The organism is Listeria sp. PSOL-1 (assembly GCF_902806445.1).
Lineage (GTDB): Bacteria > Bacillota > Bacilli > Lactobacillales > Listeriaceae > Listeria.
In genome coordinates this window covers 443,523-457,563 of sequence record NZ_LR760298.1, presented here as the reverse complement: position 1 = coordinate 457,563, position 14,041 = coordinate 443,523, and the positions used below count along the sequence as shown (strand labels likewise).

At 37.8% G+C, this 14,041-nt stretch carries 16 protein-coding genes; 2 read left to right on the top strand and 14 right to left on the bottom strand.

Going from position 1 to position 14,041, the window contains the following annotated elements; translation table 11 throughout:
* Positions 1-84 precede the first annotated feature (84 nt).
* From G6Q10_RS02255 to G6Q10_RS02230, 6 genes are all read right to left on the bottom strand, one after another.
* Entirely contained in the window at positions 85-960 is an 876-nt protein-coding gene (locus G6Q10_RS02255; protein ID WP_163652428.1) for a CvfB family protein, read from the bottom strand.
* 287 nt (positions 961-1,247) lie between these two features.
* Positions 1,248-1,937, bottom strand: a complete 690-nt coding sequence (locus tag G6Q10_RS02250; RefSeq protein WP_163652424.1) for a copper homeostasis protein CutC — start codon at positions 1,935-1,937, stop codon at positions 1,248-1,250.
* 145 nt (positions 1,938-2,082) lie between these two features.
* Positions 2,083-3,534 (bottom strand): PTS transporter subunit EIIC, encoded by a 1,452-nt coding sequence (locus G6Q10_RS02245; RefSeq protein WP_163652423.1) that lies wholly within the window; start codon positions 3,532-3,534, stop codon positions 2,083-2,085.
* Between the two features lie 21 nt (positions 3,535-3,555).
* Positions 3,556-4,026 carry a PTS transporter subunit EIIC gene (locus G6Q10_RS02240; protein ID WP_163652421.1) on the bottom strand — a complete coding sequence of 157 codons (471 nt, stop codon included), beginning with the start codon at positions 4,024-4,026 and terminating at the stop codon, positions 3,556-3,558.
* Between the two features lie 21 nt (positions 4,027-4,047).
* Entirely contained in the window at positions 4,048-4,878 is an 831-nt protein-coding gene (locus G6Q10_RS02235) for a PRD domain-containing protein (protein ID WP_163652419.1), read from the bottom strand.
* Between the two features lie 55 nt (positions 4,879-4,933).
* Complete coding sequence (locus G6Q10_RS02230; protein WP_163652416.1) at positions 4,934-5,425, bottom strand: PTS sugar transporter subunit IIA; 492 nt, start codon at positions 5,423-5,425, stop codon at positions 4,934-4,936.
* Positions 5,426-5,729: 304 nt separating this feature from the next.
* Between G6Q10_RS02230 and G6Q10_RS02225 the strand changes: the two genes are divergently transcribed.
* On the top strand, positions 5,730-6,572 hold the full coding sequence (locus tag G6Q10_RS02225) for a mechanosensitive ion channel family protein (protein WP_163652413.1): 843 nt from the start codon (positions 5,730-5,732) through the stop codon (positions 6,570-6,572).
* Between the two features lie 97 nt (positions 6,573-6,669).
* Here G6Q10_RS02225 and G6Q10_RS02220 read toward each other — a convergent pair whose 3' ends face one another.
* The 6 genes from G6Q10_RS02220 to G6Q10_RS02195 all read right to left on the bottom strand — a co-directional run bounded on the left by G6Q10_RS02220 (position 6,670) and on the right by G6Q10_RS02195 (position 10,649).
* Complete coding sequence (locus tag G6Q10_RS02220) at positions 6,670-7,785, bottom strand: N-acetyldiaminopimelate deacetylase (protein WP_163652411.1); 1,116 nt, start codon at positions 7,783-7,785, stop codon at positions 6,670-6,672.
* A gap of 44 nt (positions 7,786-7,829) precedes the next feature.
* Complete coding sequence (gene dapD / locus G6Q10_RS02215; RefSeq protein WP_163652410.1) at positions 7,830-8,540, bottom strand: 2,3,4,5-tetrahydropyridine-2,6-dicarboxylate N-acetyltransferase; 711 nt, start codon at positions 8,538-8,540, stop codon at positions 7,830-7,832.
* 48 nt (positions 8,541-8,588) lie between these two features.
* Positions 8,589-9,467, bottom strand: coding sequence for a transcriptional regulator CcpC (locus G6Q10_RS02210; protein ID WP_163652409.1), 879 nt, complete (start codon positions 9,465-9,467; stop codon positions 8,589-8,591).
* Entirely contained in the window at positions 9,464-9,916 is a 453-nt protein-coding gene (gene cbpB, locus G6Q10_RS02205) for a cyclic-di-AMP-binding protein CbpB (protein WP_163652408.1), read from the bottom strand. Before cbpB ends, G6Q10_RS02210 begins: the two co-directional genes overlap by 4 nt.
* Before the next feature lie 119 nt (positions 9,917-10,035).
* Positions 10,036-10,266, bottom strand: a complete 231-nt coding sequence (locus G6Q10_RS02200; protein ID WP_163652407.1) for a YkuJ family protein — start codon at positions 10,264-10,266, stop codon at positions 10,036-10,038.
* A gap of 161 nt (positions 10,267-10,427) precedes the next feature.
* Positions 10,428-10,649, bottom strand: coding sequence for a hypothetical protein (locus G6Q10_RS02195; protein ID WP_163652406.1), 222 nt, complete (start codon positions 10,647-10,649; stop codon positions 10,428-10,430).
* Positions 10,650-10,807: 158 nt separating this feature from the next.
* Here G6Q10_RS02195 and G6Q10_RS02190 point away from each other — a divergent pair, with 158 nt between their 5' ends.
* On the top strand, positions 10,808-11,956 hold the full coding sequence (locus G6Q10_RS02190) for an aminotransferase class I/II-fold pyridoxal phosphate-dependent enzyme (RefSeq protein WP_163652405.1): 1,149 nt from the start codon (positions 10,808-10,810) through the stop codon (positions 11,954-11,956).
* A gap of 40 nt (positions 11,957-11,996) precedes the next feature.
* Here G6Q10_RS02190 and G6Q10_RS02185 read toward each other — a convergent pair whose 3' ends face one another.
* Entirely contained in the window at positions 11,997-12,866 is an 870-nt protein-coding gene (locus tag G6Q10_RS02185; RefSeq protein WP_163652404.1) for an NAD(P)-dependent oxidoreductase, read from the bottom strand.
* A gap of 21 nt (positions 12,867-12,887) precedes the next feature.
* A complete protein-coding gene (locus G6Q10_RS02180) occupies positions 12,888-13,925 on the bottom strand; it encodes a YdcF family protein (RefSeq protein WP_163652402.1) in 1,038 nt (345 codons plus the stop codon).
* Between the last annotated feature and the right edge of the window lie 116 nt (positions 13,926-14,041).

Sequence of the window (14,041 nt, the reverse complement as noted above, 5' to 3'; positions counted from 1 at the left end):
TTTAAAAAAACATGACTAATTCCTATTATAAAGGAAAGCTAATTTTGTTTACAATCCGCTATAGAACGATGCTTTGCTCATACTTTAGTCTGAGGTATCGTCTTTGGTTAGTTTAGTGATCACGCCTGCTTGTTGGGTCACTTTTTTTTGTTTCATTAGTGTACCAAGTGCACGTTTAAATTGAGCTTTACTAATCCCAAATTTTGCGCGAATGGCATCTGGATCGGATTTATCGCCAAAACCCATTTCTCCACCGACACTTCTTAAATACGTTAGGATCATTTCTGCGTCATCTGAGAGCACTTCATGAACGCGTCCACGAAGAGATAAATTTAATGAGCCATCAGGTTTGACAGAAATAACGCGAGCTTTGACATATTCCCCAAGACGAGGCTCTGAAGTTCGCTCACTTTCATGAATAAAGCCAATGTGGTAATTATCGGTTAAAATAAACGAACCAATTTTTAAGAGTCGATAAACGGTTCCGGAAATATTTTGATTAAATAAATTAGGATCTGCTTTCCTCGCAATCGCTTTAAATTCACGTTCAGTTGCAAGTACTCCCCAAATCCGATTTTTTTCATCGACGCGTAAAGAAATCATTAAGCGATCTCCTTTTTTTGGCCATAAATGTTTTAAAGCTGGCATATCATCAAGTGAAACAACCACATCTTTTTCAATGCCAATATCAATAAACACACCTAAATCTTTGCGAACTTCGGTTACAGTTCCAAAGCTATAGTGCCCTACTTGGATTTTTGGAATGATTGTTGTTGCTGTTATTTCATGATCATAATCAACATATAGAAACACTTGAACTAGTTCACCTGGCTGTAAATCAGAACGATTGCTGTTTCCTTTTTTTAAAAGAACTTCTTGATCATTTTTTGTTAATAGATAGCCTTCAGTAAGGACTTGTGTTACCGTCATTGTTTGGCTTGTTCCAAGATATTTTTCCATTTTTTCACCCTCAATAATCAATCTTTATCCATTATAGCTTATTCCATCCTATTACGCTATTTTTTCTAGAAAAGTGCATACACAAAATAAATCGGCGAAAAGCGTTGCATTTAAAAAATTTGCCAGACTACCGATCCTCACGTACAATCGTACGCTCCGCTTCCGGCTTCTGGCAAATTTTTTAAGTGCAAACGTTTTCGCTTGATTGGTCGTATTCGACATGTAGAACCTACGCTATATTTTTTAACAGATCCAAAGTGCATGATGTTTCAGGATCCCGCCTTTATTTATGTGTTTTGCTTGAAGAAAGCTATTTTAGTTTTATCTATGGTTTGGCTAAAATCGTTGGCAATCCGTGCGCCACTTCCAACATGATACCATTCATTAGCAAGTTCGCTATGCAGTTCTTGAACGTTTTTAGTTGAAACGCCACTTCCGACAAGGATTTTGAAAGAGTCCTGATTTGCCTCGCTATCTTTAATCCAGCGCTTTAATCTTGGCAGGGAATCGATTGCTTTTTCAGTTCCCCCAGATGTTAATAATTGCGTGATTTCAGTTCCATAATTTTTACGTAAAAGTTGATAACTTTCTTCAATATCACGTGTACTTTCAAGAGCTCGGTGAAACGTAAGGGCTAGACTTCCTTTTTTGTCAATGACTTTTTCTAAAAGCGCCTGATCAATGTCACCTTCTTTGGTTAATGCGCCGAAAACAATACCAGTAGCACCCAGTTCTTTTACTATTTCAATGTCTGTTAACATCGTTTTTTGATCGCTCGGTGAATAGGTAAAGGAATAGCTATGTGGACGGATCATGATCATTGTTTTTGTGCTTACACTCTTTATAATGTTTTTGATTGTACCGTAACTTGGTGTAAGCCCGCCCTCACCAATGGCTTGAACAATCTCCAAGCGGTCTACACCATACTGTTCTGCTCGCTTTGCATCTTCAGCATTTTGAACGATAACTTCAAGCATTTTGTTCACTCCTTCATAACATAATTAGACGCGTTTGGGGGATAAATAAAATAAATCGGCGACATGCACTCGCATTTATAGGTTTCAACTCTATCAAAATCTGTAAACGCAAGTACTTTCGCTCGATTTATTATCTTCCAAACCTTTATTTACCAGTAATATCATGCAACTTGTCAGCAACGAACTCTACATCCGCACCAACAATAATTTGCGCACTCTCTTTGTTCAATTTAACAACGCCACGTGCACCAGCTTTTTTAAGTGCTGGTTCATTGAGTAAGCTTGAATCTTTTACTGTTAAGCGAAGGCGTGTTGTACAATTATCGACTTTAACCAAGTTCTCTTCGCCACCAAGTCCGGCTAAATAACCTCTAGCCATGCGTTCATATTTATCAATTTGTCCAGAAACAGGAACGTCTGCTTCTGTTGCACCAAGTGAAGCAGCTTCTTCTTGTACTGGCGCATTTGACATTTCCATTGCAAGTCCTTCTTCCGTTTCATCTTCACGTCCAGGTGTTTTTAAATTGAATTTTTTGATGACGAAATAGAAAATTAAGAAATACACAACAGCAAAAACTAAACCGATTGGAATCAATTGCCAAGCATTGTGTCCTTTTGTATAATTCAGCGCGAAGTCAATGAAACCAGCACTAAATGTAAAGCCAAGTTTTATACCTAAGAAATTCGTAATAAACATCGATACACCCATTAATAATGCATGGATAGCATATAAGAATGGTGCAATAAACATAAATGTAAACTCAATCGGTTCTGTAATCCCTGTCAAAAACGCAGTAAGAGCTAAGGATAACATCATTCCGCCGACTTCTTTACGATTTTTCTTCTTCGCAGCAAGGTACATGGCAAACGCAGCACCTGGAAGACCGAACATCATAATTGGGAAAAATCCTACTTGGAAAACACCAGCTGTTGGGTCTCCCGCAAAGAAACGATTAATATCGCCGTGAGCCACTTGGCCGGTCGCATCAGTAAAGCTGCCAAAACCAAACCATAGATATGTGTTAAGCACGTGATGGAGCCCAGTTGGAATAAGCGCACGGTTTAGTACACCATAAACAGCAGAGCCAAACGCACCAGCACTTGTAATCCAGCCGTTTAATGAATCTAACCAACCTTGAATCGTTGGCCAAGCAAAGCCAAACAAAGCGACTAATAAAAGAGCCAAGATCGCATTAAGAATGATCGCTAAATGTTTTCCATCAAAGTATTCTTGATTGCCAAAAACTTTTTTATCGTACAAATAATTATATAGAATCGGTGCTGTAAGGCCTGCAATAAAACCAGCGAAAACCCCCATATTGATGTTAGGATTTATACCAATTACACCAAAGTTTAAAATAAAGAAGACAATCGCTCCGTTAAGACCTGCTGCTCCACTATTATCGCGGCTCAAACCAATTGAAATCCCGATTGCAAATAATAATGCTAGAAAGTCAAACAGCGCCGCGCCTCCTGAATGAATAAATGGTACATTTAAAACATCTTCTGCACCTAAGCGATTAAGTAAACCCGCTGCTGGTAATACAGCAATTGGCAGCATTAACGCTTTTCCCACTTTTTGTAATCCACTTAACATAATGATACCTCCATTTTATTCTTAAAAGATTGCTGCCACGAAAGCCCCGATAAACAAGGCAACTACAGATGTTATAATTGGAACAAATCTACGTCCACCAAAGAATGCTAACCATTCAGGCAAGCGAATGTTGTAAAATTTATTGTAAAGAAATCCTGCGATAATTCCCATATAAATTCCACTTATGAAGTTGAAATCAGCTGTTAATGTTGTAGGATTAAATACTCCTTTTGGATAGTTTAAAGATACAATAACTGCACCATATACTAACCAACCAACTGCGCCAGCAAGAGCAGCTGCACCACTATGATCTTTCGCAATCCCAATGGCAATCCCCATAGAAACAACAAGTGGAAACATAAGAACTAAGCCGTTATAAATTGCGTCCATTGATTTTATTCCTGTTTGCTGGGCTATCCAGAAAATACCTATAATAATGAGTGCAACAATTGGATAAACCACACCGATTGCCAATCTTTTTAATACATTCATTTTTTTAACTCCTCCTAAAAATTATTTCTTCCAAAAACTACGCAGTCTTTCAATATGCAGGGCTATATATCCTAATTCCGCTTCAGGCAATGTTTTTTTGTAATCTCGCTGAAGTAAAAAAGCTACTTTCCCCGCGGTATTAAAACTCGTTTCAAATTTCTTTTTAATCATTAAAAGCATTTCGCTATCCATCGTGTGTAATTCTTTTTTTTCTACACGATTTAACACAAAGCGTAAATGTGTAATCAGGCGTTCATAAGCGATATCTTGTCCTGAAAGCGTAATGCCTAGTTCGCTAGTAATCGTCTCAACCATACTAGCGATGATTGTCGCTGTTCTGACACTATCATGAATATCCCCAGAACCTATTTTTGCCGTGTGAATGTGAAGGGCAATATAAGCAGCTTCATCAATCGGCATATCAAGATGAAAGCGCTCCTTAATATGATTAATCGCCCATAATCCTATTTTGAATTCAATTTCATATAAAACTTTTATTTCATTAAGCAATTTGTTTTGAAGAATAATTCCTTCTTTCAAACGCTCAATGGAGAAGGCTAAATGATCTGTTAACGCAATATGAATATGCTCACTTAACTTTTCCCCAAGGGTTCTTTCAGCATGTGAGATGATTTCTTCAGAGACAGCAAAATACTCTTCATTAATCCGATTAAGCAGCTCTCGGAAATGCTCCTCTTCTTCTTGCATGATAAACATTTTTTCAATTTTATTCGCTGTGATGATATCATTTCTTTTTTTATTAAAAGCAATTCCTGCACCAATTGCGATTTTTTCTTGGTCACCATCATTTACGACAACAGCATTATTATTTAATATTCTTATTATCTTCATTCTGGCACCCTTCTCTTTAGGTGTGCGGGAAAGAGTCAACCTTCCCGCAACCGGATCATTTTACTTTTGCTTCAAATACTGCGGTTTCTCCAGCTGTTACACTTGTAGCTTCTTTCCATTCAAAATCGAATTGTCCTTCCGCACTATTTGTAACGACCATTGGGATAACTGTACTACTTGCATTTTTCTCAATATAATCGAGGTCTGCCTCAATAATCAATTGTCCCTTTCTTACATGATCGCCCAATTTAGCATGAACTGTAAACCCTTCACCCTTTAGTGCGACTGTTTCTAAACCTACATGAACAAGAATTTCTTGACCCAGTTCAGAACGAATGCCAAATGCGTGTTTTGTATCAGCTAATTGAATAATCTCACCATCGATTGGCGCTACGACTTTGCCATCAGCTGGCTTAACTGCAATTCCTTCGCCCATCATTTTTTGGCTAAAAACTGGATCAGGTACATCTTGAAGGTTTACAAATTCACCAGTTGCTTGTGCATATACGATTTCATTTTTATCTTTTCTAAACATTTTTTTAAACATTTTCTCATTCCTCCTGAAAGTCATTTGATATTCTTTATTGTACCTGGAATTTACTTAGAAATAAACGAAAAAAGCATGAAGAGATAAGCGAACGCAGCAAGACCGCACCCAAAAAGCTCTCCATGCCTGCTCGTAACAGTAACATGAAAACAATATTTCTCATTTGTTATACAATATATTACTTGTTAATTTTCAAAAAAGCAACCCCTTTTTTGAAAAAACTCTGATAGTAGGTTTTTGAACAATCTTTTTTTGTTTGGTAAAATAAAAGGAAGGTAATTTTGAAAAGGAAGTGGATCAAACGATGAAACAAATATCAAAGTGGTTTAACTCGATTGATTGGGATTCTTTTTGGAGCCAGACCATCTCAATTGGTGTAAAAATTATCATTCTCATCATCCTTTACTTTATCCTCAAGTATATTGGCATGAAGGTTATTCGTACTTTTTTCAAACGTTATCGTGAAAATCAAGCGGTTTCAGCCGGTCGTTCAGATACGCTTGAAAGCTTAATTTCAAATGTATACGGTTATATTCTTTTCTTTACGATCGCCATTTTAATTTTGCAAAACTTCATCAATGTCACTGCAATTATCGCAGGTGCTGGGGTTGCCAGTTTAGCTGTCGCATTTGGTGCGCAAGGGCTCGTTAGTGATGTTGTCACTGGCTTTTTCATCTTACTCGAACGACAAATAGACGTTGGAGACAGTATTACACTTGACCAAGTGAACGGGATTGTTGAAGCACTTGGCCTTAGAACAACACAAGTTCGCGATTTTGATGGAACACTTCACTTCATTCCTAACAGACAAATTATTGTTGTTAGCAATCACTCCCGTGGCAATATGCGCGTTATGGTTGATATCGAGATCAGCCCAAAAGCCGACATTGAAAAAGCAATGGCTGTGATCAATGAAGTTTGCACGAAAGTCTCTGAAACAAACAAAAATATTGTTGAAAAACCTGTTGTCCTTGGAGTAGAGAATGCGGGTGCTGCAAATATGTTGATTCGTGCAGTTGGAAAAGCTGTAAACGGCGAACAAGGGAATGTACAGCGTGAACTGTTAAAAAAATGTCACGAGGCCCTTACCGAAAACAATATTGAACTCCCTTTCCCATACTTTCCTTCATTTGGTTCAACCAATTAACTTTTCCCCAAAACAAATGAAGAAGCAGCTAGACTTACGGATATCGGCAATCCATTCTTCTGCCGAAAACCGCTAATCTAGCTGCTTCTCACTTGTCTTATTTTGCTAGAAACTTAGATAATACATCGATAGCAAAAGGGATGGCTTCTTCTTGTGGGTTCAGCTTTGCATGATGCAGTCCGTACTCTGAATTAACGCCAAGCCAGAACATAAAGCCTGGAATTTCCTCGAGAAAATAACCAAAATCTTCCCCTGTCATCGCTGCTTTAGCCTGAAGGTAACTCCCAGGAAATTCGGCTTCTAAAAACTGAACAAATCGCTTTGTTTCCTCTTGATCATTATAGACTTGACAATAATCGGAACCAGAAATGAAGCGAATTTGACACTCAAAGGCTTCCTCATATCCACGTGCAAGTTGCCGCAATTTTTTCCAAATTAATTGCATTGTTTCTTTTTTAGCTGTACGAATGGTTCCATCAAGATAAGCTTTCTCAGCAATCACGTTTTGGACTTCTCCGCCTGTAATTTTGCCAATTGTAATCACCGCACTGTCCATCGGATCGATGCTACGGCTAATAATTGTCTGCATTTGGCCGACAAAACTACTCGCATGTACAACCATATCATTCGCTAAATGTGGAAAAGCAGCATGCCCTCCTTTTCCAGTAAATTCAATGAAAAGTTCAGCTGTATTAGCGAACAACAGCCCTTCTTTAATTGCGATCTTACCAACTGGATATTCTGGCGCAATATGTAAAGCATAAATAACATCAGGCTTCCAGCTATTAAACTCATCGCTTACCAAAATCGGCTTTGCCCCACCTGGCCCTTCCTCTGCTGGCTGAAAAACAAAAACAAGATGGTTTTTCGGCTGATGTTCTGCAAAATAAGTTAGTAGACCAAGAGCAATACTCATATGCAGGTCATGTCCACAAGCATGCATTTTCCCAGGATGGTTTGAAGCAAAAGGAAGTCCCGTTTCTTCAGTCACCTGTAACGCATCCATATCGGTTCGGTAGCCAATTGTTTTTTGAGGCGCAAATCCGGTTAACTTTACTAAAATTCCCGTTTTCCAAGTCTCTACTTCTAAAAATTCACATGTTAGTGTATCGATGTAATCTAACAAATAACGCTGTGTTTTTACTTCTTCAAAGCCAACTTCTGGAATTTGATGCAACTCTCTTCTGATTTGGATAAAGCGGTTCAAATCCATCTTCTACCTCTCCTTTTAAAAATCCCGTTCTTGTTGTGTCTCAGTTAAAGTTGACGTAATCCTTGCATGATTTCTGTTTTAGATGCTGTTTTGGCATCGATTTCTTTTAAAACACGTGCAGGAACACCTGCAACAACAGTACCCGGCTCAACGTTTTTCGTAACAATAGCTCCAGCGGCAACAACTGCCCCTTTACCAACGCGAACACCTTCTAAAATCACGGTATTTGCCCCAACAACCACATCATCTTCAATCACTACAGGATCAGCACTTGGTGGCTCAATGACACCAGCTAACACAGTACCTGCACCAATATGACAATTTTTCCCTACGGTTGCCCGACCACCCATGACAACATTCATATCAATCATCGTCTGCTCACCAATCACAGCCCCAATATTGATGCTTGCTCCCATCATGATAACCGCATTATCTCCAATCGTTACTTGGTCGCGAATAACAACCCCTGGCTCAATTCGAGCATTAATCGATTTAAGATCTAGTAGCGGAATAGCTGAATTCCGGCGATCATTTTCAATAACGTAATCTTCAATATATTGTTTATTCTCCTTAAGAAGGGGTTCAATAACGCTCCATTCGCCGAAAATTGTTCCCGCATTCTCAGAAATAAACGTTTGAACCTCTTTTGGAAAAGTGATTTGCTTTAACTTTCCCTTTATGTAAAGTTTAACAGGTGTGCTTTTTTTACTGTTTTGAATAAATGAGATAATTTGTTGTGCATCCATTTGTTCCATTATTCATTCTCCTTTCAGCTTGCTTTTATTTATTTTAGTTTGCCACAGTTAGATTTCTGTTTCAAGGAAATCATTTGCAATTTCCAAAAAAGTCCGCACTTGCGGAAGGGATAGCGACTGTTCATAAGTCAATAGTGTTGTATCACGGCTTGCAATCGTGCCGTCTTTTTCTGTTAACGGGATTTTACAAATATCTTCATCATTTCGAATCATTGTAACAGCAGGCAAGATAGCAAAGCCAATACCGTTCAATGCCATTTGACGTGCTGTTTCAATTTGGTCCACTAGCACGACACGCTTTGGCGCTTTTCCAAAATTACGTTGCCAATAATCTTGGATAATGTCGTAATAGCTTGAATCGCTTTTAAATTGAATAAAGGGTCGATCTGTTGTAAAAATATCCTCAATACGGCGCATCTCACGGTCAACTAAAATTAAAGGGTCTGTAAATAAATGTTTTTTCTTACTTTTCCAATTGGTATCCCCACGGACAATCCCTAAATGAACGCTACCGGAAATAAGATGTTGGTGGACTTCACTGCTCCACCCCGTATGGAGTGAAATTTGCACATTTGGATAAAGCTCAGCATATTTTTTTAACACACGTGGCAGCCATCTCTGTGCAACCACGCTCGCACAAGCAATTCTAAGCGTCCCACGAACAACACCTTCCATCGCGGCTAGCTTCTCCTGGATTTGATGTTCCCGTTCAATAACGCTTGCTGCATGACGAACAATGGCTTCTCCTTCTGGTGTGAGTAAAAGACCTTTTTGTGTCCGAATGAAAATTTTTGCTTCCCAACGGCTTTCAATCGTTTGCAGTCGCTGAGATAGGGCTGGCTGGCTTAAAAACAATTTTTCAGCACTTTTCCGCATATTCAGTTCTTTAGCGAGACAAACAAGCAATTCATATTCTGTTACAATCATGTTTTTTCCTCCGCAGGCACATGTATAAAGTGATTTACTTGTTTTAACACGATTTTCCGTGTCAGAATTCCTTGAAATTTGAAATCCTCACTCGTAACGCAGACGAAAGGATGGTCAACAAGTAAACGCACAACATTCTCAATATCAAAGTCTTCTTTTACAACAGGAAAATTTGTTTCCATCGCATCTTCTACTTTTAATATTTCAAGTCGCTCATACTCAATGCGCTCGAGCCCAATAATCGCATCTGTAATCAGCGCTGCACTAATTAAACCGTATAATTTAAATTCAAAATCCAACACAGGTATCGTTGAATAACCACACTTTGTTAAAACAAGCAAAGCGTGCTCTAAATTATTCCCCATTTGCACATGTGCTACCTTTTCCGCTGAAATCATACCATCTTGTAGTTTTTCATTTAAAAAAGAACCTAATCTATTAGAGATCATCAAGTATCCCTCTCTCACCAATTTCATCATAGTTAAAATGTAAAACCTTTAAGTTTATTTTACCATAGACTATAAAATAAAAACCAGAACAACAACTAGTTATTCTGGCATTTTAGTTATCAATTTTCTTGTAGAATTTCAAAAATTTCAATCGCTGTCCAGTCAGTATCAGTAAATTGATACTTACTATTTAGTGCGTAAATTTCAATTTCAAATTCCTTTGAATCTCGAAAATATTTCACTTCACATACAGGCGTGCCTTCTTTTTCAAAGCGTCTTGCCTGTGTTTCTGCGGAATCGTCCTCTTGCATGGCATTTAAACGTTGAATAATTCCCATCAATTGAGACACAGCACATTCTCCTCTCACATTACACCGGCGCCGAAACAACTACTCTATTATTTCTAACTACCTTTACTTGATAGTCGCACCAATTACTAATCATTATACTATCAAATTTTAGCGCATAAGGCACGTAATTAGCAAGAAGAATTTTAAATTATTTTTAACTTTTATCGTTCATTCTTAGGATTATTTATATGATTTAAACATAGCTTGACCGCTTTTGTTATCATTTTATTACGATTAAAACCTTTTACACAAATGGCTCCATTTCCTCGTTCAGCAAAAACTTCTCCCCATGACCCACAAGGATTAAATCCATAAACCTGTATTTTTAAAAGCCCGTTTTTTGTTGGAAAATAGAAAATCTCAAATCGTTTTGATTTTGCCATACTTCAGGAACTCCTTTTTATAATTGAAAATGATTCTCATTATTATTCATTTTACGTGATCCACAAAAAAGATGCAAGTTCTTTTTAGGCCAAAATCCATAATAAAATAAATTTGTGTTATGATAAAGAAAATACAAAAAAGAAACAGGGTGAAAATTTTGCCAAAACCAATAAAAAAAGAGATGGCGAACATTGAAATTAGCGGAATTCGCAAGTTTAACAATCAGATTAATGACATTCCTGATATGATTCGCCTTACATTAGGTGAACCCGATTTCAAAACGCCAGAACATATTAAACAAAAAGCAATCAAAGCTATTCATGAAGATTTTACTAACTATACAGCAAACGCAGGAATGCCTGAACTTAGAGCAGGTGTTGCCAACTATTTGAACAATAAACATCAATTAGAGATCTCTGAAGAGGAAGTTATCATAACAGTTGGTGCAACAGAAGCCATTGCGATTTCACTTGAAACGATTTTAACCGCAGAAGATGAAGTGATTCTACCAGATCCAGTTTATCCTGGTTATGAGCCACTCATCCAGCTTGCCGGTGCAAAAACGGTGAAAATCGATACAACGGAAACTGCTTTTAAAGTGACACCTGAAGCGTTAAAAAAAGCGATCACGGACAAAACAAAAGCTGTCATTTTACCTTATCCTTCTAATCCAACCGGCGTTACACTAACTAAAAAAGAGTTAGAAGATATCGCTAATATTCTTCGTGATACGGGCATTTATGTCATTGCTGATGAAATTTATAGTGAGCTTACTTACCAAGGAAAACATTATTCCATTCGCTCATGTCTAAAAGAACAAGCCATTGTCATAAATGGCTTGTCGAAATCACATGCTATGATTGGCTGGCGAATTGGCTTTTTAATTGCTGATAAATGGTTAATTCAAGAAATGCTTAAAATTCACCAATATACAGTCACCTGCGCGACTTCAATCAGCCAAGTAGCCGCGCTTGAAGCTGTTTCAGCAGGGGCTGATGACCCGTTTCCTATGCGTACAGAATACAAAACACGAGCCGGATTTGTATTCGACCGTCTAACGAAAATGGGATTTGAAGTGGTCAAACCAGACGGAGCCTTTTATTTCTTTGTTAAACTACCAGATGAGATCACAATCCCTTCTTTTGACTGGGCAATAAAACTTGCACACGAAGCAAAAGTAGCTGTTGTTCCCGGCAATGCTTTTTCTGAAAAAGGAGATCGCTACTTCCGATTATCCTATGCCGCTTCCTTCGATCTCTTAGCTGAAGCCATGGATCGTTTAGCTAACTTTATGGAAGAAGTTTGACAGAGCTCAAGAAAGCATACCCAGCAAAAGTCGACTTTTTTTATATCTGTCTAGAATAATAGTTAATTAACGCTTGCGTCCCTTTTTCACTTAAGCCTTGATCAGCAAGCGTTTGATACATTTTTTCAGCAAGTTTCAAACCAGGAAGATCAATCGCCATCTTATTGGCTTCATCAAGTGCAATACGCATATCTTTAATGAAATGTTTAATGAAAAATCCCGGTGTAAAATCATTTTTAAAAACACGAGGAGCTAAGTTTGAAAGCGACCAACTCTGAGCGGCACCAAAAGAAATCGACGCTAGCACGCGTTCAGGATTTAGTCCAGCTGCCTCAGCGTAAACAATCGCTTCTGTAACGCCAATCATGTTTGATGCGATCGCAATTTGATTAACCATTTTTGTATGCTGCCCCGAACCAGCCGCACCTTGTAAAATAACGTTTTGTCCAAGGCGTTCAAAAAGCGGTTTTGCTTTGTTAAAAGCCGCCTCATCACCGCCCACCATGATGGTGAGTGAACCGTTTTTTGCGCCAACATCGCCCCCTGATACTGGAGCATCTAAAACATCAATATCCGCTTCTTTGGCTTCATTTGCAATTTTTTTCGCAAGCATGGGTGAAGAAGTTGTCATATCAATAGCAAGTTTTCCTGGTTTTAGTGTTGCCAAAATACCATACTCACCTAAATAAAGCTCTTCAACATCACTTGGATAGCCAACCATTGTAATCACAACATCAACCGTTTCCGCGAGCTGCTTTATATCCTCCTGCCAAACAGCTCCCTCTTGCAACAATTTCCGAGCTTTAGCTTTTGTGCGTGTATAAATCAATACTTCATAACCAGCACGCAATAAATTAAGAGCCATACTAGCCCCCATAACTCCAGTCCCGACAAAACCAATTCGTTTCAATTCAAACACCTCTTTATTAGCCTAATATTGAAAATAGAATAAGAAAAACAGTAAAACAAATGGAAGTAACATAAGAATAATAAGCGTTATATGTACCCATTTATACATCATTACAATGGCAATAAACTCTCGAAGTAAAGCGTTAGGTAAATAGTAATAAGCGGTCTTTGAGCCAATACCATGACTTTTCAATCCAGCTTTCCTTGCGTATAAACTTGCACGGAATAAATGAAAATTATTAGTTGCAAAAATACTGTTATATTTATCTAAAATACTGTCCATCTTTTGTTTAGAAAAACGCATATTCTCAAGCGTATTCGTCGACTTATCTTCCATAATAATATACTCTTCTGGAATTCCTTTATCAAGTAAATAAAGCCGCATAGCATTTGCTTCTGACATCAATTCATTCGCGCCTTGACCACCTGAAACAATAAAAGTAGCCTTTTTTCCCGTTTTTTGAATTTGTTTTTCCGAAAATTGAATCGCTCGGTTTAACCTGCTTGCAAGAAGTGGTGGCACACGATCGCCAATAAGGCCACTTCCAAGTACAATAATAAAATCCTGATTTTTGCGCAAGAAGCTAATGCGATAAGCAATCATAGATACTAAAAAGCAGAGAAAGAAAAAAGAAAAATAACCACAAATCATCACCGCAAAGAAGAACGGAACACTAAGCCATATAATATGTTCAATAACCCCTAAAGCAAATCCCCAAGCAATAAGTCCTAAAATAAGTAGGCCTAAAAAAAGCGGCAATAAATTAGCTAATCTTCTCCCTTCTCTTTTCATCATTAAACGGCCATTTGCTACTAAGCCAACGCCAATACCAATAATGAAAAGCGGCAACATCAGCAAAATTAAAATAAAGACGCCAATAACGATGATTCTTAACCATTCACGCTCATTCGCTGCATTAAGAACAAAACCTAAAATGAATAATAACAAAAAAAACAAACCAATTGTCAAAAAGATACCATTGCTAATTCTCCGACGATCAAAAATAGATAACCCCACAAAAATAGCAAGAAAAATCAATACGATGTAACCTAAAAACAAAGCTGTTCCTCCTTTTTTCAATTTCTCTTTAATTATACGTTGTTTAAAGAGCAACTTTCAAGTTACAATGATGTATTTTTAGTTACACTTATAGAAAAAACTGCGTGATCTCTCTT

Coding starts and splice junctions, on each gene's coding strand:
- G6Q10_RS02255 (WP_163652428.1), bottom strand. CDS start 960: ATGGAAAAATATCTTGGAACAAGCCAAACAATGACGGTAACACAAGTC.
- G6Q10_RS02250 (WP_163652424.1), bottom strand. CDS start 1,937: ATGCTTGAAGTTATCGTTCAAAATGCTGAAGATGCAAAGCGAGCAGAA.
- G6Q10_RS02245 (WP_163652423.1), bottom strand. CDS start 3,534: ATGTTAAGTGGATTACAAAAAGTGGGAAAAGCGTTAATGCTGCCAATT.
- G6Q10_RS02240 (WP_163652421.1), bottom strand. CDS start 4,026: ATGAATGTATTAAAAAGATTGGCAATCGGTGTGGTTTATCCAATTGTT.
- G6Q10_RS02235 (WP_163652419.1), bottom strand. CDS start 4,878: ATGAAGATAATAAGAATATTAAATAATAATGCTGTTGTCGTAAATGAT.
- G6Q10_RS02230 (WP_163652416.1), bottom strand. CDS start 5,425: ATGTTTAAAAAAATGTTTAGAAAAGATAAAAATGAAATCGTATATGCA.
- G6Q10_RS02225 (WP_163652413.1), top strand. CDS start 5,730: ATGAAACAAATATCAAAGTGGTTTAACTCGATTGATTGGGATTCTTTT.
- G6Q10_RS02220 (WP_163652411.1), bottom strand. CDS start 7,785: ATGGATTTGAACCGCTTTATCCAAATCAGAAGAGAGTTGCATCAAATT.
- dapD (WP_163652410.1), bottom strand. CDS start 8,540: ATGGAACAAATGGATGCACAACAAATTATCTCATTTATTCAAAACAGT.
- G6Q10_RS02210 (WP_163652409.1), bottom strand. CDS start 9,467: ATGATTGTAACAGAATATGAATTGCTTGTTTGTCTCGCTAAAGAACTG.
- cbpB (WP_163652408.1), bottom strand. CDS start 9,916: ATGATCTCTAATAGATTAGGTTCTTTTTTAAATGAAAAACTACAAGAT.
- G6Q10_RS02195 (WP_163652406.1), bottom strand. CDS start 10,649: ATGGCAAAATCAAAACGATTTGAGATTTTCTATTTTCCAACAAAAAAC.